This is a genomic window from Afipia massiliensis (assembly GCF_014203115.1).
Classification (GTDB): Bacteria; Pseudomonadota; Alphaproteobacteria; order Rhizobiales; family Xanthobacteraceae; genus Afipia; species Afipia massiliensis.
The window spans coordinates 302627-325953 of record NZ_JACHIJ010000006.1 but is presented as its reverse complement, the minus strand read 5'-3'; the positions used below and the strand labels follow the sequence as shown (position 1 = coordinate 325953).

The following is a 23327-nucleotide window of genomic DNA, read 5'->3' as shown; positions in this document are numbered from 1 at the left end:
GAAAAGTACCGCGGAGACGACGGCGTCAGCCCGAGGGCGTTGCCGGGGAGAGCACGAAGCAAGCCGGAGCACCACCGCGTGCGGAACGCCGGATGCATCCGGCGCGACCGTGGCGACGACACTCGTGTGCTTTCTACCTTTGCACACGAGGCTGCGGATGCGCTTGCGCATCCGGCGTTCCGCGCGCCCTCAATTGAAGGCGGAGGAAACGAGGACTTCGGGCGCCCCCGCGCCGTCACAACAACAGGGGCGATGGCGCTTGTCTTTGCGCGAATGGGGCAAGCCCCAAGCGCAGGTGGCTGTTTGAAATTTGAATCGGGAGATGTGAAGTGCGATCACGCAACACTTCAGATGTCGTCCCCGCGAAGGCGGGGACCCATACTCCCTGAAGCATCGATGTTGTCGCGATAGCTGGCCAACTCTTATCTTTGCCATCACCACGGCCGATGGTCATGGGTCCCCGCCTTCGCGAGGACGACGTGGAGAGAGATTATTCCCTCGCCCCACCCGCACTCACACCCGCTTAACCACGCTGACACGCCGTTCAAACCGTCACATTCCCGAATGAACCGGATGGTAACGTCCCGCGACTAAGAGACGGCCTGGCCAAGAGACGCTCAAGTCGCACGGGACGGACAATGCTCAGGGATATTCTGGTGACATCGGACGAGGAAGCGCAGCGCCTGCTGGCCGCGTTCAAGGCCATTCCCAACATGCAGGGACGCCTGAAGATCGTCGAGCTCGCCGAACGCATGGCGCGCGAAAAATGCGCGTCGCGGTTGAGCGACCGGACGCCGGCGCATCTGTCCCGCTGAGCGGCGAGCGCTCATTCGCTGTCACGAAAAGGTGACGGCGATTCAACATAACAACGCCTTACCAAAAGCGTTACACTTTCATACCGCGCATCACCCGGTTGAGCGATCAGCAACAGGAGTGACCGCTATGTGTGATTATAGCTTGCACGCCGTAGCAAGCCGGCCCGCCAAAGTCGGCGACAAGCTGGTGTCGACGAAATTCCCCATGACCGTAACCCGAGGCTTCGCCGGCGAAGGCGAGCCGAATGTTGCGGTCTGTGTCCTCCCCGGCACCGAACTCTCGTTCGAACGCGAGGTGGAGTACGACGGAGGGTTCTTCCGAAAGAGGGCTCGTCACACCGTCGCGCGGTTCCGGACCGTCGATCTCGACAATCCGAACCGGCACCATGATGCGCTGGAGTTTCCGGACGGGCAGCTCATCCTGCTGACCCAGCTTGAACCCGGCCAGCGCGCCACGATTCTGCAGTTGCCTGCAGTCCCGGCCCGCGAGACACAGCCCGAGAAGGCGGAGATCACGGTTTCTCGCGCTGAGGAGTCGCTGATCTACTAGAGGCGACCGCTGAAAGACAGGCGATCCACCGCTGAACGTCGCGGCGCGCTTACGCCGCGACGCAGCTCTTCACGTAGACCCTGCGTGCGGAGCCGCGCAACTTCTGGTCGATCGCCTGCTTCAGACATTCGACCCGCGCCTGCGCCACGCAGAGCTGCATCTGGTCGCGCGCCTGATACTTGCCGAGATGCTTCTTCGCGGACACCGATTGGCGGCAGGTTTCCCGCTTGCCGACGCGCGTGACCGATTTGCCTTCCGCCGGCACCGCATAGGCGATCCTGGCGCCTTCAGGCGGAGCCGAGGCAATCGCGTTGGGCAGCGGATTCTGAGCGATAGCGATGTAGATCGCGCCTCCAAGCAGGGCTGCATAGATGGCGGGGGTGATGATGCGCATCGATCCTCCTGCTTCGCGTGTGAATGAAGAATGAAGCCGGAACAGACAGGGCGAATGCGACAGCATTGCGGCAATACACGCGATTCGGGAACCCCTGTCGGCGCGCACGGTTGACGCTGCAAGCAATATGGCACCGCCGGCAGCACATTCCGGCGAGGCGCATGCGCGCCCCACCTTGAGGTTATCCTCACCGAAAGCCCGGCACACCTTCGCAAGCGGCACGACCCCGGATCGGGACTGGCGCTGATCCGTATCGACGGTTGAGAGAGTCAGGCCGCGATCACAGTTTCGCCGTGCACCGCGACTTCAACCGCTTGCGGTTGCTGCGGAGCGGGAATGTCAATCACCTCGGCCTTGAGGATCGCAACGGTGACAAACTGATAGTCACACGCCCGGCACGACCACAAAAACGAAACGCGGTTGCGTTCGTGCTCGGACCAGAGCGGCGCCGCAATCGGCTTGCCGCATTGAGCGCAGGGATGTTTGTTGAGAAGAAACCCAGACTGATAAGGCATGATACGCACCTCCCGTCCGCGCAAACTAAAGTCGTATGCGTACCGGTCGTCAAGCGCATTCGTCGCTGCGTCGCGCAACGCAATGCGTCAGTAGTTCAGACATGTTTTGCGATGAAATTATTCACGTGAACGCACGCAGGACGGCATCACACAGCGATCATTTTTCCGGCTGCTCCGCATATTGCGCGTCGGTCACATGCTCGAGCCAGGTCGCGAAGCTGCCATTCTCGGATTCCTGCATCGCGAGGTGAGTCATCATCGTTGTCGGCGCCGCGCCATGCCAGTGTTTCTCGCCCGGCGGAATCCACACCACATCGCCCGGACGAATCTCGCGCACCGGCTCGCCTTCGGTCTGCACGCGGCCGCAGCCCGCCAGCACATAAAGTGTCTGGCCGAGCGGATGAGTGTGCCACGCCGTGCGTGCGCCGGGCTCGAAGGTCACGCGCGTCGCGTTGAGCCGCGCAGGCGCAGGCGTCTCGATCACCGGGTCCTGCCACACCGTGCCGGTGAAATAGGACGCAGGCGCGCGCTTGGTCGGCACGGAGCCGGATGGTGTGATCTTCATGGGAGACTCCGGGTGATGGATCGCCGGGACCGGCGTCGAAACAGACGCGCAGTTTACGCCGCAATCCCGCAACCGGGGAGTTTTATTTCAGCGAGGTGATGATGGATCGTCATTCGTCCGTTGCGCGCAGCGTATGCCGCGTAACTGCAATTAGCGCCGAGCCTTGCTGCGCGCGAGGGCTTCGATCACACGATGAAGCATGCGGTCGATCGCGTCCACGGCACGATCAAAGCGAACCCGCAGGCGCTTGAGGCGAACGCCGCACGAGTGATAGACGATCGGCGGCGGATTGCGGCTGATCAGATAGGCGCGATAGTCGTCCTCGGGGAAAGATTCGCGCGTATCATCCCGCGGCCATGAAGCGGCCATGGCCATCTCCTGAAATCATGACGCGGCCAGTGCCGCGTGACGTTCAGAAGATGAGCCGCGAGGCATAAGAATTCGAGACGGAAAGCCCGCGCCGGATATAAGGACGATGTAAACGCGGCGGTACAGGCTAACCGTCAAGCGCCGGATAGCGGCGGAAGATGCCGTCTTCATTGAACGGGATGCGGCGATCGCTCACCAGATACGCCTTGATGTTCGGCCGCGCCGCCACCCGGTCGCGCAGATCAATCAGGTGCGGCACCTTGCGCTCAAAGCGTTTCATATTGTTCGGAAACGCGTAGCGCAGGCCTTCGACGATCTGGAACAGCGACAAATCGGCGTAGCAAAGCCTGCGGCCGTTGAGATACGGCCCGCCGCTGGCGCCGATCAGCCGCTCGAAATAGCCGAGAAACTTCGGGACCCGGTCGCTCCAGAACTCGCTTGAACGTCGCTTCGCGGCGGGACGCTGATCTTCGTAATAGAGCGATGTCCCGAGCGGATGATGGGTGTCGTGAACTTCATCCACGAAATCCGCGATGGTCAGTTGCAGCTGATGCACCCACAGGCGCTGCGCTTCGGCTTTCGGCGCAAGGCCATGACGCTGCCCGAGATAAAGCAGGATGTTCGCGGTCTGCCCGATCACGAGCTTGCCGGCCTTCAGAAACGGTGGCGCGAACGGCGGCGTTGCTCCCCGCCCCTTCATCATGGCGATCATCCTGCTTTCGCCGCTTCCGCGCCGCGCAGCATCGACATAATCCGCGCCGGCGTCTTCCAGCGCGAGCCGGATATATTCGCCGCGCCCCTGGATCATCGGCCAGTAGTAAAGTTCATACCGCATGGAGACCTCACAAACAGTTTCGGCGCGGAGAGACTCCGCGCCGAATGGTCAACGTCTTCAACCTGGATCAGTTCGACGCGAAGCAATACAGAAGGCCGTCGCCGCCGGTGCTCTTGAGATCGTTCTGCGAGCAGCCGCCGTCCGGCCCGCGCGAACCGTGCGACGAGTTCCAGGATTTCGATGCGTCATCGTCGCGCAATCCGACACGGTCGTGATGGCCGACCACTGCCGAGCCCTGCGTGCTGCTTGTCCAGTTCCTGCAGGTCTTGTCGTCAGCGGCCGCGAAGGCAGTTCCGTCGGGCTGCGAGCCGGTGAGGACGTCATGGCGGTTCGGCTTGTCGCCGGCGCCGTTGATGACTTCACCCTTCTCGTTCAGGACCGACTGCTTGGTCAGCGCGTTGGCGCCGTGAAGATCGGCGACATCCTTGGCGACCACGGCGCCCTTGGCATTGGTCCACGGGCCCTTGCCGATCCGGTCACGCGCGTTGACCGCAGGCTGACCGTCGACCGCCTGCGTCGAGAGGTACGCGCGCCAGGTCTTCGCACCGGCGCCCGCGGCCTGCGCCAGCGTCTGACATTGGTTATCGGCGCCGGCGAGACCGCCGAGGTTTCCGCCATTGCCGATCGGCGTGCTGGTGATGAAAAAAGTCATGTTGGCCTGCTGCGCCTGAGCAGGGGCAGCAGCGAGCAGAAGAAGCGGCGCCGCGATCATGTAAGATCTGATCATTCATCCCTCCCTTGAAGTCTTTTTGAACTACCGCGCGGTGATGCGCCTGCTGGTGTGCAAGTTCAACACACAAGGCTGCGATTTATTCCGGTACGGAACAGCGACCGGCAAACGAAAAGGCGCCGCGCAAGCGCGACGCCTTTGTATTGCTTGAACCGAACTGACGGGATCAGGTCATCTGAATGGCCGACAGTTCCCACTGGCTGCCCGGACGACGCACGAACGTCCAGACGTCGGTGACTTCCTGCGGAGTATCGCTGCCTTCGACGGTCTTGCCGCTTGCGCGCTCGATGGTCTTGTCGATCAGGCCATAGCGCAGCGCCACGGTGGCGTAATCGGTGGCACCTTCGCGCCAGGATTCCGCAAGGTCGCCCTGCAACAGCTTGATGTCCGACACCTTGTTGATCACGCCGCGGTCCTTGTTCGCGTTGAGATCCTCGGTGAAGTACGACACCATTTCCGGCGTGGCCAGCGTATGGAGCTTGCCGATGTCCTCGTTCGACCACGCGGTCTGGACTTCGCCGAGCAGCCGCTCGAACGCATCGTAGTCATCCGGCTTGATCTCAAGCGGCGCGTCGTTCGAACCGCCGCCCAGACCGAAGCCGAAGCCCGATCGCGCGTTGGCCATCGGACCCTGATCCTGCGCAGGCATCGGGCCGGGTGCGGCCGCTGCATTGGCATAGGCCGGCGCGTTGCGGCGCTTCCACCACGACATGGCGAGACGCACCACGAGGTAGATCAGGCCGATCTGAAGAACCAGACCGATGATCGACGACAGGCCGCCGAGGCCGCTGAACAGACCGCCGCCGAACAGCATGCCGAGCAGGCCGGCACCGAGGAAGCCCGCGGCGAGACCGCCGAGCATGCCCATGCCGGGACGATTAAAGAAGCCACCGGCTGCGGGAGCCGCCGCCGGAGCTTTCGCGCCGGGCTGGGTCATGGTGCGGTTAAGCGGCTGCGCCGCATTGGGCGCAGTCGGCGTAGCGGCCGGCGCGTTGAACGTGCGCGAGCCGCGGCTGCCGCCGCTGCTTGGGCGGGCGTCCACCGCCGATGAAATGGCAAGTGCCAGCGGCATGGCGACGGCCATGGCGATAGCGAGCGTTTTGATGACTGAGCGCAAGCGCTGCGACGAAATCATGTCTGTTCCCTCTCGGCCCTCAAGGGGCATTGATCCCCGGCTTAGGGGACAGGTCCATACATGGGCAGCGGCGAGAGAAAGGGAAGCGGATAGGTACGATAGGGCCTGCGGCCCTCAGTCGCGGGGCGCGCTCAATCCGGTTGAAGCTATCGGGATCAAACCTTTGTTTTGGCATGATCAATTCCGAAAATTGGTAACCACTTTTCGGGATCGCGCCCAATTATGACGGTGCCGTCATGGTTTCCTTCACGGCAGCAACAAGCTGGCTCAGCGTGAACGGCTTGGGCAGGAAGTTGAATTGCTGGCCTTCCGGCAGGCTCTTCTCGAAGGCATCCTCGGCGTAGCCCGACACGAAGATGATTCGCAGGTCCGGATTGCGCTTGCGCATCTCGGTCAGCATGGTCGGACCGTCCATTTCCGGCATCACCACGTCGGACACGACGAGATCGACCGCACCCTCTTCCCGCTCCAGCGCTTCCAGGGCATCCAGGCCGTTCTCCGCCTCAATGACCGTGTACCCGCGCGAGCGCAGGCCGCGTGCATTGAGCGAGCGCAACCCATCTTCGTCCTCGACCAGCAGGATGGTGCCCTGCCCGGTCAGATCCGGTGCGCGTGCCGGAACCGGCGCATGAGCGACCGCGCTGATGGCAGCTGCGACTTCCTGAACTTTCTCGACCTCCGGGAAATGCCGGGGCAGGAAAATCCGGAACACCGTGCCGCGTCCCTCAACCGAGTCGACATAGATGAAGCCGCCGGTCTGCTTGACGATGCCGTAGACCGTGGACAGGCCGAGGCCTGTTCCCTTGCCGACTTCCTTGGTCGAGAAGAACGGCTCGAAGATCTTGTCGACGATGTCAGCGGGAATGCCGCTGCCGGTGTCGCCTACCTCGATCAGGACGTAGTCCGCCGCAGGCATGCCCTTGAACTCGCCCCGCTCGGCGTCCTTCGCGGACACGTTGGCGGTGCGGATCGTCAGCTTGCCGCCGTCGGGCATCGCGTCGCGCGCGTTCACGGCAAGATTGACGATGACCTGTTCGAACTGGGAAAGGTCGGCCTTCACCGGCCACAGGTCGCGGCCGTAGACGAATTCGGGCTTCACTTTCTCGCCCGACAAGCGCTTGAGCAGCACGTTGATGTCCGACAGCACGTCGCCGATGTCGAGCACCTGCGGGCGCAGCGTCTGCTTGCGCGAGAACGCCAGCAGTTGCCGCACCAGCGCCGCCGCGCGGTTGGCGTTCTGCTTGATCTGCATGATGTCCTGGAACGACGGATCGGTCGGCTTGTGCGCGTTCAGCAGGAAGTCGTTCGCCATCATGATGGCGGACAGCACGTTGTTGAAATCGTGAGCGATGCCGCCGGCGAGCTGGCCCACCGCCTGCATTTTCTGCGACTGCGCGAAGCTGTTCTCGAGCGTGCGCTTTTCGGTGGTGTCGAGCAGGTAAACGATCGCCGCCTCGGCGTCGCGCGCGTCCTGCTCCACGGACGTGACGAAGAACTGGCCCCAGCGCTCCTTGGTGCTGTCCAGCATCGCTTCGACCGGGGGAATGTCGCCCTGCCCGTCGGCGGCCTTGTTGATCGCGGCGATCAGTTCGCCGCGCTCGCGCTCGTGAACCACCGCGAAGATCGACTTGCTCGACGTCCCGGCCGGAGAAAGGCTCTGGGTGAGTTTCGCGAAGCGCGCATTGGCACGCACGACGTTGCCCGCCTTGTCGACGGTGGCAATCGCCATCGGTGTGTGATCGAAAAAGCGCATGAAGCGCACTTCCGCCGCACGCTGCGGGTCGGAATGATCGTCACGCGCGCGGTTGATCACCAGCGTTCGCGATGCCCCCGGCGCACCGTCGGCGCCGAACGCCAGCTTGTGATAGAGCCGCACCGGCATGGTCTTGCCGTTGCGCATGCGCAAATCGAGGTCGAACACCTCGGTCTTCACTTCGCCCGGCTCGGGAACGATCGAGGTCAGCAGCGACGCGCCGTCGCCGGACATGATGTCGGCAACCTTCAGACCACCGGAACCGATCTCCGCGAGGTCGTAGTCCAGCCAGTTGGCAAGCGTCGCGTTGACGTAAACGAGTTCGCCACCTGCATTGACCGAGAAGAAACCGCACGGCGCATGATCGAGATACTCTATGGCGTGCTGCAACTCCTGGAAGACGTCTTCCTGCCGCTCGCGGTCGCGGGTGATGTCGGCGACCGACCAGACCGCAAACTTCGCCTGCCGCTTGTCCGCCCCAAGCGGGCGCACGCGCATGCGGAGCCAGCGGCCATGCCCGGCGTCCGCGCCGGCGACGCGGACCTCTTCCTGCTGACGCTTGCCCTCGCGGGCCGCCTTGAGCAGCCGGAACACCGCTTCGGAGACATCGGGATTACCGATGAAGACCCGCTCAACCGGCCGCACATCGTTGGGACCGGTCGCTCCGGTGAGCGCGAGATAGGCCGTGTTGGCGTAGACGATGTGGCCGCGCGGATCGGTCACCGCCAGCCCATCCACCGCATGATCGGCGATCGGCCGCGCGATCGGGTCTTCCGCATGACGGTCGGCGAAACGGACGATGCCCGCGGCGAAGGCGAACAGCGTGAACAGCCCGACCATGGCGAGCAGAGCCAGCAGCGCCAGAATGTAGGGCTGAGCCTGGCTGCGGCCGAGGGTCATGAACGCCACGGCGGCCGCAATGATCGCACCCGCCACCAGCAGCACAAGCAGGATGCTGCCGCTGCGCCGCGCCGGTTCATGGACGGTGGCGAAAGAAGAATGAAGCTCGTTGCCCGTGTCGGTTGTCATCGCTGCCTGTTCGCGTGTTCCGCAAGGGACGCGCAAGTCATATATTCGCAGTTTACCGGCCTCTGAGTGCCTGAATCGGGCATCTAGTGGAGCGGATTTGACATTCGCGACCCACCCAGCCGTAGATTTCGCAACGCGAATGTCAAATCCAAGCTCCACTAGCAAATAATATCTACTAGTGGTCCTTCGATTCTAACATTCGCAAAAATCGCCTGCCTAAACGGGATGCGAATGTTAGAATCGGACCACTAGCGCAAGGCACATTACGACCGAGCCCATGCCCGCGCCAGACCTTGTCAACCGGAGATCACGCATCAGCCAAGGCCTGTGACGCCGTGCCGGAGGCGCATCACATAACCGATCACCTCGGCGACCGCATGATAGTGCTCGACCGGAATTTCATCGTCGATCTCGACGCTCGCATGCAGCGCACGGGCCAGCGGCACGTTCTCGACAATCGGAATGTTGTTCGCCGTCGCGATTTCCCTGATCTTGAGGGCCAGCACGTCGACGCCCTTGGCGACGCAGATCGGCGCGGACATGCCGCGCTCGTATTTCAGCGCCACCGCGTAGTGCGTCGGGTTGGTAATGATCACCGACGCCGTCGGAACCGCCGCCATCATGCGCTTCTTCGCGCGCGCATGGCGAATCTGCCGGATGCGTCCCTTGATGTGGGGATCGCCTTCGGACTGCTTGTATTCTTCCTTGATCTCTTCCAGCGACATCTTCTGCCGTTCGAACCACTGCCGGTACTGGAAGAAATAATCGAGCGCGGCCACTACCGCGAGCATCGCCACCACCGTTCCCATCAACTGGACGGAGATGGTTTTGGTGACTGTCAGGATCGCTATCGGGTCGAACCGGACCATGGCATCGAGGCGGTGACGCTCCGGCCATAATATCAGGACCATGACCACGCTGAGCGCGACCACCTTGAACAGACCCTTGAGGAAGTTCGCAGCCGCCTGCTTGCCGAACACGCGTGCGAAGCCGGCTGCCGGCGAGATCTTGCTGAACTTCGGGGTCAGCGGCTCCGTCGAGAACACCAGCCGATGCTGGATCAGGTTACTGCCGACGCCTGCGATCAGCAGCAGCAGAAAAGGAATGCCGAGAACGCCGATCAGCATCAGTTCGATCTGGCCGAGCAGCGACAGCAAACCCGGCCCGTCGACGCGAATCTGATGCATGTTCATCAGCAGGTTGCGCATCGGAACCTCGATGCCCTTGCTGATCGATCCCGAGAACGACGTCAGCAGCAGGGTCGACGCCGCGATCACGAACCAGGTGTTGACCTCCTGGCTCTTGGCGACATCGCCCTTTTCCAACGCATCGTCGAGACGTTTTTGCGTTGGGTCCTGTGTTTTTGATTCCTTGTCGTCGTCTGACATGCCCTGCCCTCAGCGTCGCGGCGCAAGGTCGTGGAGAACGCCGCCGAAGTATTCGAGGTAGGTGCCCATCATGGTGCCGAGAATCGCCGCCAGAATCAGGAAGCCGGCCAGAATCGAAAGCGGCACGCCGACGAAATAGACCTGCATCTGCGGCATCAGCCGCGCCAGCACGCCGAGGCCGAGGTTGAAGACCAGACCGAACACGATGAACGGCGCGGACAACTGGATGCCGATCTTGAACGCCGTCGCGAAAGCGCTGGTGGCCAGCGCCGCCACATCGCCGCTCGACATCAGTTCGCCCGGCGAAAATACCTTGTAGCTCTCGCTCAATGCCGCGATCACGAGGTGATGCATGTCGGTGGCGAACAGCAGCGTGATTCCGAGCAGGGTCAGGAAGTTGGAGAGCAGCGCGCCCTGCTGGCCCTGCGTGGGGTCGACCGTGGTGACGAAACCGAGGCCAAGCTGCTGGGCGATCACGGAGCCCGCGACCGACAGTGCCGACAGCGTCACGCGCGCAGTTGCACCAAGCACCACGCCGATGATGATTTCGTGAACCATCAGCACCAGCAGCGGCGCCATCGATGTCATGCTGACCGTATAGGCGTTGCGATGCAGCGGCAGGATGATCAGCGTCAGCGCCAGCGCGATCCCAAGGCGGACCCGGACCGGGATGTTGGCTTCGCCGAATCCGGGCAGCAGCATCACCATGGAGCCGATGCGGGCGAACACCAGCATGAAGGCCGCGGCGAGCGCCGGAAGCAGCGAGATATCGATACGCATGGAAGACTTGCCCCGCGAAGACTTGCCTCGCTCCTGAACGCTGCGTCCCTGAACAAGTCCCTAATCATGCGCTAGCCGCCGATGATTCGCGACGATATCCGCAGCATCTGGCTATGCAGCGCGTCCGCCATGAACGGTAACGCGAGCACCAATGTGACGAAAATCGCCAGAATCTTCGGCACGAACACCAGCGACTGTTCCTGAATTTGCGTCAGGGCCTGCACCAGCGAAATCACGACGCCGACCACGAGGCCGACGATCAAGAGCGGCGACGACACCTTCACGATGGTCCAGATCGCATCGCGCGAGAGGTCGAGAACTTCAGCACCAGTCATTTCAATCCCCTGCCCGCGGGCGTGTCGTCAAAGTCGAAATCAGATCGGCATCCGCATGATGTCTTCGTAGGACTGGATCACGCGGTCGCGCACCGACACCAGGGTCGACACTGCGACGTCGGTTTCGGCCACCGCCGTCACCACATCCATGACGTTGGCCTTGCCCTGTGCCATCGAGATGGTCTGCGCGTCGGACTTGCGGCCGGCATCCATCACATTGCCCAGCGTTTCCTTGAGCAGCGTGCCGAACGACACGCCGCCGGTCTCTCCAGCCTTGGAGCCGCCTGCGGCTCCTGCTGAATCCACGATCTTGGCAAGGCTTGCATAGGCATTGGCGGCGACTGATGGCGAAGCCATGAGTTAGTTCTCCTTGTCAGGCCTTGAGGATGTCGAGGGTGCGCTGGATCATGCGGCGCGTAGCGGAGATGATGTTGAGGTTGGCTTCGTAGGATCGCTGCGCCTCGCGCATGTCGGTCATTTCGACCAGCGAGTTCACGTTGGGATATTTGACGTTGCCGCTGGCATCGGCCACCGGATTGCCCGGCTCGTGCTTGATGCGGAAGTCGGACGTATCCGTCTTGACCTTGCCGAGGCTCACCACGCGCGACTCGATCGTGCGGTCGAGTTCGGACGAGAATGTCGGGATCTTGCGGCGATACGGGTCACCGCCCGCGGTCTTCGCCGTCGAATCCGCATTGGCGATGTTTTCCGAAATGACCCGCATCCGGCCGGCCTGCGCACGCAAGCCGGCCGTCGCGATGCTCATCGACCTGAGAAAATCGTTGCCGTTGCTCATGCTGTGGCTCCCTTAGGCGCGGTCATGTGTCAGCGCTTTCCGATGGCGGTCTTCAGCAACCCGAGACTGCGGCTGTAGAGGGCGGTTACCGCCGCATAGTCTCCCTGGTTCGCGGACACCTTCATCATCTCGTCCTCGAGACTGACCGCATTGCCCGCGGGCCGCGTCGCGTAACCGCCCCGGTTGTGCGAATTGAAGTTGTCGCTGACCCCCGCCCCCTGAATGTGACCGGCGCTGGTGCGCGTCATGGAGAGCGAGGCCATGTTGCCGGTCACTGGCCCGGTTCCGCTCGAATCGAATTTGGGCGCCACCAGATCGCGCGGCTTGAAGTTCGGCGTGTCCGAGTTCGAGATGTTTTCCGCAAGAACGCGCTGGCGCTCCTGATGCCACTGCATCTTGGTGCGAAGCGCGGACAACATAGGAAGATCGGTGATTGCCATCGGCCTGTTCCGCCCTGAGACCCGAAGCGGCGCTTCAGGTAGGCAGAATTTGCCGTGTGTATGGTTAATAAGGGGTTAAGATCCGCCCTGACCCACTTTCGCCACGAATTGCCTTCAACCGGACAAGTCATTGAAGTTCCGGCACAACAAGTCTTTTGAGCCGGTGAACTTTCTCAGATAACAGGGTCGCGAACGGCAGCATTTGCCGCCGCGCATTAACGGATCGCTCAAACTTCGCTCCCAATTCGTCCCAAGCCGCTTGTTTCGCGGCCAGCGACCTGCGAATCTGGCATAGATGCGAGTGATGTTTGACGGGGACAGGACATGTCGCAAACACTTTGGTTCTTCATAGCCTTCGTCATCGTTCTTGCGCTGATCGGAGTTGCAGCCTGGCTGGTGCGCCGGTTTGGCGGAAGCAGTCTCGGCTCCAGCGCCGGGCGGGGGCGTATGCCCCGGCTTGCCGTCATCGACGCCGCCGCGGTCGATGGCCGCCGCAGGCTGGTGCTGGTCCGGCGCGATAACGTCGAACACCTTCTCATGATTGGCGGCCCGGCCGACCTCGTGGTCGAACCCAATATCGTCCGCGGCATGCCGCAGCGCGACCAGGCTCCCCAACGGGGACCCGCCGGGACCGAGTTGCCGCCGCGTCTGGCGCCTGACACCGGATGGTCCGACAGCGAAGTCGCGCATACCGACCCCTTCGAGCATCGCGAGCCGCCGATGCCTGAACTGCCGCGCACCGCCCGTGGATCTTATTCCGACGATGCGCGCCGGCCGACGCCGCCGCTGCCGGATCGCCACAGCCCCGATACGATACCGAGCTTCACGCCGGAGCCAATGATTCGGCCCGAGCCTGCGCTGCGCCCCGATCCCACTCTGCGATCCGAGCCGCGCGCGATTCCCCGCAGCGAACGCACCGAACCGCTGCCGCCCCGGCTGCCGCGGTCGAGCGATGCCGCTCCGAAAGCACCGCCGCTGCCGCCGCGTCCTCCCGCACGTCCGGTCGAGGCTCCGCTATCGTCTGCAGATCAGAATCTCGCGGATATGGCACAGCGGCTTGAAGCCGCCCTGCGCCGCCCGGGAGGCGAAATGCGTCTCGACACGCCGACCGGCCCCATCGAGCGACCCGGCGCACCGCCGGTCGTGCCTGAGCCGATGGGCAACCGGCCAGTGCCGCGTTCCGAAGGCGCTCCGCGTCCGCCGGCCCCGCCGTCGCCTCCGCCCCCACCGGCGCCTGCTCCGAAGGCCGCGTTCGAGAATCTCGAAGACGAGATGGCCAACCTGCTCGGCCGTCCAAAGCCTCCCGCGTGAGATCGTCGAAACCACCGCGTAGAGTTTTATTTTTTGTCAGTCTCCTCGTCGCCGCCGGATCTCTTATCGATCCGGCGAGCGCGCAGGATATCAGCATCAATCTGGGCCAGGGTGGCGGCGGGGTCACCGAGCGCGCGATCCAGCTGATCGCGCTGCTGACGGTGCTGTCGATCGCACCGTCGATCCTGGTCATGATGACCTCGTTTACGCGGATAGTGGTGGTGCTGTCACTGCTGCGCACCGCGCTCGGCACCGCCACCGCACCGCCGAATTCGGTCATCATCGCGCTGGCGCTGTTCCTAACCGGCTTCGTGATGGGGCCGGTTCTGCAGAAGGCCTATGACGACGGCATCAAGCCTTTGGTTGCGAACCAGATCACCGTCGAGCAGGCGTTCGAGCGCGGCACCGGCCCGTTGCGCGGCTTCATGCAGAAGAATGTCCGCGAGAAAGATCTCAAGCTGTTCATGGACCTGTCCGGCGAGCCGCCCGCGGCCTCGCCTGAGCAGATGTCGCTGCGCATCCTGATCCCCGCCTTCATGATCTCCGAATTGAAGCGGGCGTTCGAGATCGGATTCCTGCTGTTTCTGCCGTTCCTGATCATCGACCTCGTCGTCGCGTCGGTCCTGATGTCGATGGGCATGATGATGCTGCCGCCGGTGGTGGTGTCGCTGCCGTTCAAGCTGATCTTCTTCGTGCTGGTGGACGGCTGGTCGCTGGTGGCCGGCAGCCTCGTGCAAAGCTACGGTGGCGGATAGGCATGATCCAGGAAAGTGGAAACCGGTTTCCGGATCAGATCATGCCTGAATAAGAACGATCAACGCCTTGCGTTGCGATCAAGATCAGATCAGCGCGCGGCTGCGACCGGTCTCACGCCCTTGATGGCGGGCAGCGCGCCGGTCGGATTCGGGTCGGTCTTGATTTCCGGCGGAAGCTTCGCGCGCGCCATCGCATCGGGAAAGCGGACGCGCATCTCGCGCAGGAAGCCGTCGAGCGTGTCGATAGTCGCCGCCATTTTCGCGATCCGGGCAAAGTCCGCGCTGTTCGCCCTCGCCGGCTTCGCGGCGAGATCGAACGCCGCGCGGTCGTTGCCGCCGTCCATCTTCGGATTGTACTTCTCGCGGAATCGCGCGAGGCCGATGGCGTCTTCCGCCAGCGCGTAGCCGATGGCCGCGCGGATGACGTCGCTTTTTTCCGTCGCCGTCAGCGGCTGGAAGTCGCGCCAGCGATCCCCGTAAAGCAATTCGATCTGCTCGGCGGACTCGCGCCAGCGCCGCGACGCCCAGTAAATGTCGGAGCGCAGCCGGACCGCTTCGCGGCCGCTCACATTCGAGATAATGTCGAGTGCCAGATCGTGACGGCCGATGTCGGTCTGCGCGCGGGCTTCCAGCAAAAGACGCTGCTGGCGGATTTCGCCGGCCAGATCCGCGATCCGCGTGGTGCGCAGCGCCGCGATGGCGCGCTCCGGCTTGCGGTTCATCAGGTAGACCATCGCCAGCCGTGATGCGACCTGTGCCCGGGCGGAACCCTCCAGCCGGTGATCGATCTGGTATTGCAGCAGTTGGCTGGCCTGATCGAGCAGATCGATCCCGACGAGACGGTCCGCCAGACGCCGGATCATCTCGTCGCCACGGCGGCCGATCGGCGTCAGGTCGCGAAATTCGTAAAACATCGCCAGCGCCTCGACCGGCGGGATATCATCGCCCTTGGCGCCATTATAAATCTGCTCAAACAGCGCCGACGCCTCGTCCTGCATCTTGCGCGATATTTCGGAGTTCGGCTCCAGCTGGATCGCGCGGTACGCCGCCGCGAAGGTTTCCGGATAGCGCGCTTTTGCGGCATAGAGCCGGGTCAGCATGGCGAGCGTTTTGACCTCGGTGGAATCGCCGCGCCATGTCGCCGCAAGAACTTCGAGATCGCGCTGCGCGTCGTCGTCGGTGATCTCCTCACGCTTCTGGCGCAGGGCAATCTCGCGGACCTTGGCTTCGGAGGCGGCCGGGCGATCTGCCGATCCGGCGGCCGCCGCAAACGCGGCCAGCGCATCCTGATCGCGGCCCAGCGCTTCGGCCAGGCGCCCGCGCAGAACAGCTATCGACGCAGCCTGATCGGGGCCGACGCCGAGGACATCGAGATCGTTGCTGCGCACCGTCGCACCCGGATAATCCCTCACCTCCAGCGACGCGCGAAATGCTTCCGCAATCACGATGCGCTGCAGTTCGACCGGCAGGGCGGTAATCGCAAACTCGACGTTCTTGAATTTCTCGCGCGCCTCCGCCCACTTCTGCAGCCGTGCCAGCGCGAGCGCTTTCCAGAGCTGGGAATCGAGATTGGGGGTAACGGCGGAATTGGCGAGATCGGCGAGCGCAAGCTCTGAGCGGCCAGCGAGCGTGCTGGCGACCGCATGAACCGTCAACGCCGCCGCATCCTCCTCGCCGGGTTTGGCCTCGGCAAGAGCCAGATCGAGAATCCCCTTCGCTTCGACGTTCATGCCGCGCGCCAGATAAAATCGCCCAAGATCGACATGCGCGGGCATGCGCGCAGAACCCGTCGCCATCGAAGCGGCGGTCAGCAGTTTGTTGCGGGTCGGAATGAACTCCGCATTCTGAAAGGTGCGCCATTCGGTGACATCGAACACCGGACGAACGACCGACGTCGCGCGATCCGGCGCGGTCATCGCCGTGGACAGTGTCAAGCCGCCGGGCCGGGACAGGATCAGCGTGTCGGACGCAATTCCGGCGGTCAGGTCATCCGATTTTTGCTGGACGACGACGCCGTGGATGGATTCGAGCAGCGCGAATTCCACGAAGTCCTGACGCCTCATGAATCCGCGTGCCGGTCCTCCGGCAGTCATCACCAGCAGTTGGTCGCCGGCGTCGGGATCGTTGAAACGATGTATCTGTCCCGGCTTCGCAAGGCTGACACCGACACTGGCACGGCTGGGATCGGCCATGTTGCGCGTCGCGGCCAGCGGCTGTGGCGGCGACTGGGCCTTGTCGGCAAGGATGAGGGTCCACGCACGCTCGTCCCCGATCATGGTTGCAAGCTGCGGACGGTTCAGCCGGATCCGGAGAGCGCGGCCTTTTGGCAGATCGAGCGGGGTCGCGTCGGCGACAATCCACGCGCCTTCGCGCTTAATCGCGCTGGCGTCGATCGGCTGATCGGTATCGAACACCAGCCAGATCGAATCGGACCGGCGAAACACCGCGGCAGGCGTCGGGCTGGTGAACGGAAATGTCAGGCGAAAGTCATCGCTGGTCAGCCGCGCGTCCACGGTCACGCCTGCTGCGGGCGTCATCGCAGGACTGTCCGGCTGCGGCGCCTTCGCAGGCGCAGACGGCGATGCCGCAGGCGCCTTCGCTGGCGCGTCCACAGCGGCGGCCACGACCGGAGCAGCCACGGGCGGCGCAGCAATCTCCGGTTTGGCGGGCACTGCTTCCGCTTTCGCGTCAGCAACAGACGGCTTGTTGTCGGACGGCTTGGTGTCTGATGTTTTGGCCTCAGGCGGCGCGACCTCCAAAGATTTGATGTGAGGAGATTTGGCCTCTGGAGATTTCACCTCCGATTGCACTGTGTCGGCCGGCTTCGTCGTCTGCTGCGCGACCTGCTCGGACGTCGGCGGCACGATTTCGACGGCCTTGTCGGCAGGTGTCGAGAGAGCCTTCGGAAGCGACCTGGCCGCTTTCGATTTCTGCCCCTGCTCGAACGCAACATCGACGACGTAATTCTTCTCCTCGCGGAAGGCGTGGACATCGGCCTCGCCGATCATCGCAATGTCGATGCGCGATGTCTCGCCTTCGATCTTCTGGTTGATCGAGTGAATGTTCGCAGGCATCGCGATCTTCGCATCGGCGAGGTCGAACGTCAGCGGCGAGGTGAACGACAGCGAAAATTTGTCCGCGGCCAGTGACGACGACACGCTGACGCCGTCCGGCATTTCAAAAACAAAACGGACAAAGGTCGGCTGGACCGACGCCCGCACCCGGACCGGCGGCCGCTTCTTGGCTTCTTCCGCCATCCGCTGAATCCGCAGCGCCCGCTCAGCCGCGATCGCACGTTCGGACAATTCCTTGACGACCTCGGCAGGCAATGCTGGCGGGAGTCCGGTCCACTTCTCTGGCAGAAGATCGATAAACACCCGCTCACCCGCGGTCATCACGTTGACGCGCACCTTCTGCGTCAACGCCATGCGGATGGCGGTGCCATCCGGATCGCGCCGAACCGATCCGACATAGGACGGGACCGACTCGGCAAGCAGGTCGATCGGAACGGCGACCGGCTTACTAAACTGGATCACCAGGATCGCGCCAGCGACGGTCACCTCGGTCGGGACATCTTCCTGAAACTGCAGGACCATGCGCGCGTAACCGGACTGCGCCGTCAGCGTGGCTTCACCCCTGACCGGTTCTGCGCGCGCGGAGTTTGTCCCAACAGAAAGACATGACAACGCGACAGCCAGCGCAAGCGGCAGCGGCTGCAGGCCACGGCAGAGCCTGTCCGCGAAAGACCGGGCCCTCGCCCCGGACTTCCGGGCGGCCTTGAACGTGAGGGCGGCCTTGCAGGACATTCCCAAATCTTTCTCGCCGGGTCTTTCTTGCCGGATGTTCTCGGCTTTCTGTTATTCCGGAAACCTGTGGCTCAGACGCGCAATTCGAATCTAGAATTCGGCTGTTAAGGAGCTGTTAATCACCCGCCTCAATTGCGGACCTGCTGCGGCCTGCCCTCGATCTTCGGCAAATCGCTGGCGGACGCCGATCTGTCTCCCGTTGAGCGGCGCGCCATCTCGACCGTCAACCGCTCGGCCGCCTCCGGCTGCATCTGCCCCATGATATCGGACATCTTGCGCGGCGCGATCTGCGAGGCGATCTCGAACAGCACCGACAGTTCGAGCCGGTCGAAGACCTTGGCCGCGTCCTTTGGCTTCATGGACTCGTACATCGTCACGAGTCCCTTGAAGCGCGCCGCTTCCTGTTCCTGCTTCTGCTGACCGGCCACGGAAACCCGCGCCTCGGTCGCCTTCATTTCCTCGATCTTGCCTTCGATCCGCTTTTCGGCGGACTTCATCAGGCTTTCACGAATGTCGATCTCACGCGCGCGGGTTTCGATCTCCTGACGCCGCGCCTGCAGACTCTCAAGCACCGCGCGTTCCGACGCCGAGATGGGGCGGTTGGGATCGGGATAGACCACGTTCTCAGGCGGCGGCGGCAAGGCTTCCGGAGCCGCAACGACCGGCTTCTCCTCTTTCTTGGCCGCGACCGAGCCTGTGATGTCCGCTGAATCGATCGTCTTGCCGGACGACGGAAAGTTGAACGTCTCCTGCGCCCAGGACTTGGGCTTCGGAGTGTCGTTGAGGATGTATCCGCCGTCGAGCAGAAGGCCCGACACCTTGAGCACGACCAGGCAGCAGGTCGCGATCAGAAGTATCGGGATGAGACGGATATCGCGGAGAAGCGTTTTCATGCAGCGAGACCGGTCGCCCTTCGCCGCTCGGAGAAGGCCTGCGCGGCCGCAAGCAACGCCTTGGCGTTCGACATGTTTTGCGCCGATGGGTTCTGCGCCGGAGCCGCCTGCTCCGCGACATCGGCCGCCGCGGTGGTCTGCGTTTCAGCGCCGGCTGGCCTTGCCGCGAGCGCGATCTGCGTCAGGCGATTGAGGATCGTTTCGCCCGCGGCCACCTGCTTGGCGAGTTTCGCGGACAATGTCGTGCCCGCCGCGAGCTGCGCGCCGAGGTTCTCGTCGCACTCGCGTACGGTCACCTTCAGGCCGCCGATGGCGCGTTCGGCGATTTCCGTTGCCGTGATCAGCTCGGCGATCATCGCGCGCATCGAGTGCTCGTCGGCCTTGAGCCGCTTGAGACGGCGATTCAGCAGCGTGCAGTAACCGATTGTCACCAGAAGCAGAACCGCAACCAGGCTCTCGATCACAAGTCCGAATGAATGACTCATTGTGCCTCCATCAGTTTGGTTTGTTCATCTTGCTTCTCGAACATCGCGTAGGACGTATGTGGCTTGCGCAGCGGCTTGGTGACGCGAATGGCGACCCGGTCGCCGACCCGTCCCATCCGTCCCTCGCTTAGCGGCACGTCGCCGCATCGCACCGTGACCAGCGCGTCGGGCCGCACGTTGAGCGGCAGGGTATCGCCGACCTTCAGCGTCATCAGTTGCTTGAGCGGAATGTTGGCCTCATAGAGCACCGCATCGACCGCGATTTCGGCCTGCGCGATCTCGGTCGCGAGATGACCTTCCCAGATCGGATCGCGGCCGAACTTTTCACCCATGAACATCTGCAACAGAACGTCGCGGATCGGTTCGATGGTGGCGTAAGGCAGCAGAAGTTCGATGTTGCCGCCGCGATCTTCCATGTCGATCCGCAGGCGGACCAGAATGGCGGCGTTGGCGGGACGGCTGATGGCGGCAAAGCGCGGATTGGTCTCAAGCCGGTCGATCGTGAAAGTCACCGGCGACAGCGGCCGGAAGGCCTGCTCGGCATCCGCGAGCACGACTTCGACGAGACGCTTGACGAGGTTGGTTTCGATCGTGGTGTAGGGCCGGCCTTCAATGCGCAGCGATGGCTGGCCGCGGCGGCCGCCGAGCAGCACGTCGATGATCGAATAGATCAGGCTCGAATCGACGGTGAACAGGCCGAAGTTTTCCCACTCCTCGGCCTTGAACACGGACAGAACGCAGGGCAGCGGGATCGAATTGAGATAGTCGCCGAAGCGCACCGAGGTGATGCGGTCCAGCGAGACTTCGACGTTGTCCGAGGTGAAATTGCGCAGGCTCGTCGTCATCAGCCGCACCAGGCGGTCGAACACGATTTCGAGCATCGGAAGGCGTTCATACGACACCATCGCGGAATCGATGATGGCGCGGATGCCGGAATTCTCGTCGATATTGAGCTCGCCGTCGCTGAACCCGAGCAGGTTGTCGATTTCTTCCTGCGACAGAACTCGCTCGCCGCCGGCCTTGCCGATTTCGAGGCTGCGGCTGCCGTCGTCGACCATCGCGGCCCACTGCTCGGCCATGGTCTCGGTCAGCGTATTGGCTTCCGCCTCAGCCGCGGCGGCGACCGGATCTTCGGAATCGAGCGCGCCTTCCCATTCGGCGGCTAGCGCATCCTGATCGACGTCATTATCACCCGGAGACATGCTTCAATTTCCGTCCGTCACTGAATGACGATTTCCTTGAACAGCACAGCGTTCACCTGATTGGGCGAGATCGCGGCGTTGACACGGCGCGTCAGTTCTTCCTTCAGGCGGAACAGCCCAACCGAACCGTTGAGATCGGCGGGACGCAGTTCGCGCAGGTAGGTCTGAAACAGATCGGTCACCCGCGGCATCGTCGGCGCGATCTGCGCCGACAGCGGCTGATCTTTTACCTCGAGCACGACCCTGACCTTCAGATACTGAACTCGTTCGCCCGGTGCGTTCGACAGGTTGACCAGCACCTCTGGCACATCAAGGAATACCGGCGGCTTCGGCGGAGGCGCGACTGCCTGCACTTCCTTCGCAGGCCCGCGCATGAAGAAGAACCAGCCGCCCCCGGCAAGCAGAAGCACAAGCGCCGCAGCGCCACCCATTATAATGAGCTTGCGTTTGCCTTTCGGAGCAGCGGCTTCCGCGCCCTCCTCCTGATCGTCGTCTGCCATTGCCCCCGCCCGTGGTCCTGGGATGGGCTCGATGCTGCCGAACTGGCTTTAAATGACGCGATACAAAGGCCGCCGGCGCGTGAGCGCCCTGTTTGTCCACCGTACGGACGCAATGGTTAACGGAATCTTTCTTTTGTCCCTCAACTGGGAAATTTTTGCCGGGGCAACATGGTCAACAAGAGGTTATTGCCGACGCCCGGCAAGCCTCGAAAATCCATAAAACATTGAAATAATTCATATTTCTTAGTTGGCACAGCTCTCGCATTGTAGATGGCGAACCGACGGCTTGGGAGAGCTTCACCGGTTCGCACGATCCGCGTCAGGCCTTGGGAGAGGCAGGCCGCGGTTCAACAAGGGGAGACTGGCCGATGGAGAATACGCTTCTCGTCGCATTATCGCGGCAGATGTCGCTTGAGCGGCAGATCGACGTCATTGCCAACAACGTGGCCAACGTCAACACCACCGGTTTCAAGGCCAACAAGTCGCTGTTCGAGGAATTCCTGAACACGGGCGCGCGCGAGGACAACTTCTCGGTCCGCGACCGCCGCGTCAGCTTCGTCCATGACCGCGCCGCCTATCACGATTTCTCACAGGGCCCCTCGGAGAAGACCGGCAGCCCGCTCGACGTCTCCATCGACGGCAAGGGCTTCATTGCCGTCCAGACGCCGGCCGGCGAACGCTACACCCGCGACGGTTCGTTCCAGATCAACGCCCAGGGCCAGCTCGTGACCACCGGCGGCAACATCGTGCTCGGCACCAACGGCCCGATCGTGTTCCAGCCGACCGACCGCGACATCGCGATCTCGAGCGACGGCACGATCACCGTGGGCGAAGGCGTCGTGACCCAGTTCGACTCCATCCGCGGCAAGCTCAAGCTCGTGAAGTTCGACAGTCCGCAGCAGCTCAAGAAGGAAGGCGCGAACCTTTACTCGGCGCCCGCCGGAATCGCCGCGCAGCCTGACCTCGCCTCGCGCGTCAATCAGGGTTTCGTTGAAAAGTCCAACGTCAGTGCGGTCGCCGAGATGACCCGCATGATGGAAGTCATGCGCACCTACCAGTCGGTCTCGTCGCTGATGCAGCAGCAGAACGACCTTCGCAAAAACGCAATCCAGATACTCGCCGACGTTCCGGCATAAGGAGACCGATCCATGCGCGCACTTTATACAGCAGCGACCGGGATGGCGGCCCAGGAACTCAACGTCCAGGTCATCTCCAACAACATCGCGAACCTGCGCACCACGGGCTACAAGAAGCAGCGCGCGCAGTTCCAGGACCTCATCTACGAACACGTCAAGCGCGTCGGCGCGCAGGCGTCCGATCAGGGCACCATCCTCCCCGTCGGCATCGACATCGGCGGCGGCGTCAAGACCGTCGGCACGCCGCGCCTGATGACGCAGGGCACGCTCAACCCGACCGGCGGCGACCTCGACATCGCGATCCGCGGCGAGGGCTACTTCAAGATCCAGATGACCGACGGCACCTACACCTACACACGCGACGGCTCCTTCACCACCGACGGCCAGGGCCGCGTGGTGACGGCGCAGGGCAATCCGGTGCAGCCGACGATCACCATTCCGCAGAATTCATCCGGCCTCACCATCAACCAGCAGGGCCAGGTCTCGGTCACGACGCCGGGCACGACCACACCGACCGTGGTCGGCCAGATCGGCCTGACCCGCTTCATCAACAAGGCGGGCCTGCAGTCGATCGGCGACAACCTGTTCACCGATACCCCCGCGTCGGGTCCACCGCAGGACGGCATCGCCAACGCCGACGGCTTCGGTGACATGCAGCAGCGCAATCTCGAACAGGCCAACGTCGAGGTGGTGTCCGAAATCTCGGATCTGATCGCCGCGCAGCGCGCCTACGAGATGAACGCCAAGGTCGTCAGCGCCGCCGACCAGATGATGCAGGCCACCACCGGCATGTTCCGCTGAGGGAGAGAA

25 protein-coding genes are annotated in these 23327 nt (G+C 63.0%); 6 read left to right on the top strand and 19 right to left on the bottom strand.

Annotated features, from left to right (window positions below; translation table 11 throughout):
- The first annotated feature begins 638 nt into the window (after positions 1-638).
- Entirely contained in the window at positions 639-815 is a 177-nt protein-coding gene (locus HNQ36_RS21130) for a hypothetical protein (RefSeq protein WP_184088368.1), read from the top strand.
- Between the two features lie 127 nt (positions 816-942).
- On the top strand, positions 943-1365 hold the full coding sequence (locus HNQ36_RS21125; RefSeq protein WP_184088366.1) for a hypothetical protein: 423 nt from the start codon (positions 943-945) through the stop codon (positions 1363-1365).
- Positions 1366-1414: 49 nt separating this feature from the next.
- Here the strand turns inward: HNQ36_RS21125 and HNQ36_RS21120 are convergent, their stop codons facing one another.
- From HNQ36_RS21120 to flgB, 14 genes are all read right to left on the bottom strand, one after another.
- On the bottom strand, positions 1415-1759 hold the full coding sequence (locus tag HNQ36_RS21120; protein WP_184088364.1) for a hypothetical protein: 345 nt from the start codon (positions 1757-1759) through the stop codon (positions 1415-1417).
- 269 nt (positions 1760-2028) lie between these two features.
- The gene (locus HNQ36_RS21115; protein ID WP_246395473.1) at positions 2029-2352 is read right to left on the bottom strand and encodes a hypothetical protein; all 324 of its coding nucleotides are present in this window, start codon (positions 2350-2352) and stop codon (positions 2029-2031) included.
- 79 nt (positions 2353-2431) lie between these two features.
- Positions 2432-2839 carry a (R)-mandelonitrile lyase gene (locus tag HNQ36_RS21110; RefSeq protein WP_184088362.1) on the bottom strand — a complete coding sequence of 136 codons (408 nt, stop codon included), beginning with the start codon at positions 2837-2839 and terminating at the stop codon, positions 2432-2434.
- Between the two features lie 150 nt (positions 2840-2989).
- A complete protein-coding gene (locus HNQ36_RS21105) occupies positions 2990-3208 on the bottom strand; it encodes a hypothetical protein (RefSeq protein WP_246395472.1) in 219 nt (72 codons plus the stop codon).
- A gap of 127 nt (positions 3209-3335) precedes the next feature.
- Positions 3336-4043 (bottom strand): glutathione S-transferase, encoded by a 708-nt coding sequence (locus HNQ36_RS21100; protein WP_184088360.1) that lies wholly within the window; start codon positions 4041-4043, stop codon positions 3336-3338.
- A gap of 67 nt (positions 4044-4110) precedes the next feature.
- Positions 4111-4770 (bottom strand): lectin, encoded by a 660-nt coding sequence (locus HNQ36_RS21095; RefSeq protein WP_184088359.1) that lies wholly within the window; start codon positions 4768-4770, stop codon positions 4111-4113.
- A gap of 169 nt (positions 4771-4939) precedes the next feature.
- Positions 4940-5908, bottom strand: a complete 969-nt coding sequence (locus HNQ36_RS21090) for a Tim44 domain-containing protein (RefSeq protein ID WP_184088356.1) — start codon at positions 5906-5908, stop codon at positions 4940-4942.
- A 220-nt stretch (positions 5909-6128) separates the two neighbouring features.
- Positions 6129-8690 (bottom strand): cell cycle histidine kinase CckA, encoded by a 2562-nt coding sequence (gene cckA, locus HNQ36_RS21085; protein WP_184088354.1) that lies wholly within the window; start codon positions 8688-8690, stop codon positions 6129-6131.
- A 314-nt stretch (positions 8691-9004) separates the two neighbouring features.
- Positions 9005-10078: a flagellar biosynthesis protein FlhB gene (gene flhB, locus HNQ36_RS21080; protein ID WP_046827041.1), complete on the bottom strand. Its 1074-nt coding sequence runs from the start codon at positions 10076-10078 to the stop codon at positions 9005-9007.
- A gap of 9 nt (positions 10079-10087) precedes the next feature.
- The gene (gene fliR / locus HNQ36_RS21075; RefSeq protein ID WP_046827042.1) at positions 10088-10858 is read right to left on the bottom strand and encodes a flagellar biosynthetic protein FliR; all 771 of its coding nucleotides are present in this window, start codon (positions 10856-10858) and stop codon (positions 10088-10090) included.
- Between the two features lie 71 nt (positions 10859-10929).
- On the bottom strand, positions 10930-11193 hold the full coding sequence (gene fliQ, locus HNQ36_RS21070; protein ID WP_046827043.1) for a flagellar biosynthesis protein FliQ: 264 nt from the start codon (positions 11191-11193) through the stop codon (positions 10930-10932).
- Between the two features lie 39 nt (positions 11194-11232).
- Positions 11233-11550, bottom strand: a complete 318-nt coding sequence (gene fliE / locus HNQ36_RS21065) for a flagellar hook-basal body complex protein FliE (protein ID WP_184088352.1) — start codon at positions 11548-11550, stop codon at positions 11233-11235.
- Between the two features lie 16 nt (positions 11551-11566).
- Positions 11567-11989, bottom strand: a complete 423-nt coding sequence (gene flgC / locus HNQ36_RS21060; RefSeq protein WP_184088350.1) for a flagellar basal body rod protein FlgC — start codon at positions 11987-11989, stop codon at positions 11567-11569.
- Positions 11990-12018: 29 nt separating this feature from the next.
- Entirely contained in the window at positions 12019-12429 is a 411-nt protein-coding gene (gene flgB, locus HNQ36_RS21055) for a flagellar basal body rod protein FlgB (RefSeq protein ID WP_046827046.1), read from the bottom strand.
- Positions 12430-12753: 324 nt separating this feature from the next.
- Between flgB and HNQ36_RS21050 the strand changes: the two genes are divergently transcribed.
- Both HNQ36_RS21050 and fliP read left to right on the top strand, forming a co-directional pair.
- Complete coding sequence (locus HNQ36_RS21050) at positions 12754-13740, top strand: flagellar biosynthetic protein FliO (protein ID WP_184088349.1); 987 nt, start codon at positions 12754-12756, stop codon at positions 13738-13740.
- Positions 13737-14495 (top strand): flagellar type III secretion system pore protein FliP, encoded by a 759-nt coding sequence (gene fliP / locus HNQ36_RS21045; protein WP_184088347.1) that lies wholly within the window; start codon positions 13737-13739, stop codon positions 14493-14495. The genes HNQ36_RS21050 and fliP overlap by 4 nt, the downstream gene beginning before the upstream one ends.
- 89 nt (positions 14496-14584) lie before the next feature.
- Here the strand turns inward: fliP and HNQ36_RS21040 are convergent, their stop codons facing one another.
- The 5 genes from HNQ36_RS21040 to fliL form a co-directional block, all read right to left on the bottom strand.
- Positions 14585-18301, bottom strand: coding sequence for a tetratricopeptide repeat protein (locus HNQ36_RS21040; RefSeq protein WP_184088345.1), 3717 nt, complete (start codon positions 18299-18301; stop codon positions 14585-14587).
- Positions 18302-18429: 128 nt separating this feature from the next.
- Positions 18430-19194, bottom strand: a complete 765-nt coding sequence (locus HNQ36_RS21035; RefSeq protein ID WP_046827050.1) for a MotE family protein — start codon at positions 19192-19194, stop codon at positions 18430-18432.
- On the bottom strand, positions 19191-19679 hold the full coding sequence (locus HNQ36_RS21030; protein WP_184088343.1) for a DUF6468 domain-containing protein: 489 nt from the start codon (positions 19677-19679) through the stop codon (positions 19191-19193). Before HNQ36_RS21030 ends, HNQ36_RS21035 begins: the two co-directional genes overlap by 4 nt.
- Entirely contained in the window at positions 19676-20881 is a 1206-nt protein-coding gene (gene fliM / locus HNQ36_RS21025; protein ID WP_184088341.1) for a flagellar motor switch protein FliM, read from the bottom strand. The genes HNQ36_RS21030 and fliM overlap by 4 nt, the downstream gene beginning before the upstream one ends.
- A gap of 17 nt (positions 20882-20898) precedes the next feature.
- On the bottom strand, positions 20899-21381 hold the full coding sequence (gene fliL, locus HNQ36_RS21020; RefSeq protein ID WP_184088339.1) for a flagellar basal body-associated protein FliL: 483 nt from the start codon (positions 21379-21381) through the stop codon (positions 20899-20901).
- Between the two features lie 368 nt (positions 21382-21749).
- Between fliL and flgF the strand changes: the two genes are divergently transcribed.
- Positions 21750-22517 carry a flagellar basal-body rod protein FlgF gene (flgF, locus tag HNQ36_RS21015; protein ID WP_184088337.1) on the top strand — a complete coding sequence of 256 codons (768 nt, stop codon included), beginning with the start codon at positions 21750-21752 and terminating at the stop codon, positions 22515-22517.
- Positions 22518-22529: 12 nt separating this feature from the next.
- Entirely contained in the window at positions 22530-23318 is a 789-nt protein-coding gene (gene flgG, locus HNQ36_RS21010; RefSeq protein WP_046827055.1) for a flagellar basal-body rod protein FlgG, read from the top strand.
- Positions 23319-23327 lie beyond the last annotated feature (9 nt).

Bases quoted from the DNA above. Each gene is read 5' to 3' on its own strand.
- HNQ36_RS21130 (WP_184088368.1), top strand. From the start codon at position 639: ATGCTCAGGGATATTCTGGTGACATCGGACGAGGAAGCGCAGCGCCTG.
- HNQ36_RS21125 (WP_184088366.1), top strand. From the start codon at position 943: ATGTGTGATTATAGCTTGCACGCCGTAGCAAGCCGGCCCGCCAAAGTC.
- HNQ36_RS21120 (WP_184088364.1), bottom strand. From the start codon at position 1,759: ATGCGCATCATCACCCCCGCCATCTATGCAGCCCTGCTTGGAGGCGCG.
- HNQ36_RS21110 (WP_184088362.1), bottom strand. From the start codon at position 2,839: ATGAAGATCACACCATCCGGCTCCGTGCCGACCAAGCGCGCGCCTGCG.
- HNQ36_RS21105 (WP_246395472.1), bottom strand. From the start codon at position 3,208: ATGGCCGCTTCATGGCCGCGGGATGATACGCGCGAATCTTTCCCCGAG.
- HNQ36_RS21100 (WP_184088360.1), bottom strand. From the start codon at position 4,043: ATGCGGTATGAACTTTACTACTGGCCGATGATCCAGGGGCGCGGCGAA.
- HNQ36_RS21095 (WP_184088359.1), bottom strand. From the start codon at position 4,770: ATGATCAGATCTTACATGATCGCGGCGCCGCTTCTTCTGCTCGCTGCT.
- HNQ36_RS21090 (WP_184088356.1), bottom strand. From the start codon at position 5,908: ATGATTTCGTCGCAGCGCTTGCGCTCAGTCATCAAAACGCTCGCTATC.
- cckA (WP_184088354.1), bottom strand. From the start codon at position 8,690: ATGACAACCGACACGGGCAACGAGCTTCATTCTTCTTTCGCCACCGTC.
- flhB (WP_046827041.1), bottom strand. From the start codon at position 10,078: ATGTCAGACGACGACAAGGAATCAAAAACACAGGACCCAACGCAAAAA.
- fliR (WP_046827042.1), bottom strand. From the start codon at position 10,858: ATGCGTATCGATATCTCGCTGCTTCCGGCGCTCGCCGCGGCCTTCATG.
- fliQ (WP_046827043.1), bottom strand. From the start codon at position 11,193: ATGACTGGTGCTGAAGTTCTCGACCTCTCGCGCGATGCGATCTGGACC.
- fliE (WP_184088352.1), bottom strand. From the start codon at position 11,550: ATGGCTTCGCCATCAGTCGCCGCCAATGCCTATGCAAGCCTTGCCAAG.
- flgC (WP_184088350.1), bottom strand. From the start codon at position 11,989: ATGAGCAACGGCAACGATTTTCTCAGGTCGATGAGCATCGCGACGGCC.
- flgB (WP_046827046.1), bottom strand. From the start codon at position 12,429: ATGGCAATCACCGATCTTCCTATGTTGTCCGCGCTTCGCACCAAGATG.
- HNQ36_RS21050 (WP_184088349.1), top strand. From the start codon at position 12,754: ATGTCGCAAACACTTTGGTTCTTCATAGCCTTCGTCATCGTTCTTGCG.
- HNQ36_RS21040 (WP_184088345.1), bottom strand. From the start codon at position 18,301: ATGTCCTGCAAGGCCGCCCTCACGTTCAAGGCCGCCCGGAAGTCCGGG.
- HNQ36_RS21035 (WP_046827050.1), bottom strand. From the start codon at position 19,194: ATGAAAACGCTTCTCCGCGATATCCGTCTCATCCCGATACTTCTGATC.
- HNQ36_RS21030 (WP_184088343.1), bottom strand. From the start codon at position 19,679: ATGAGTCATTCATTCGGACTTGTGATCGAGAGCCTGGTTGCGGTTCTG.
- fliM (WP_184088341.1), bottom strand. From the start codon at position 20,881: ATGTCTCCGGGTGATAATGACGTCGATCAGGATGCGCTAGCCGCCGAA.
- fliL (WP_184088339.1), bottom strand. From the start codon at position 21,381: ATGGCAGACGACGATCAGGAGGAGGGCGCGGAAGCCGCTGCTCCGAAA.
- flgF (WP_184088337.1), top strand. From the start codon at position 21,750: ATGGAGAATACGCTTCTCGTCGCATTATCGCGGCAGATGTCGCTTGAG.
- flgG (WP_046827055.1), top strand. From the start codon at position 22,530: ATGCGCGCACTTTATACAGCAGCGACCGGGATGGCGGCCCAGGAACTC.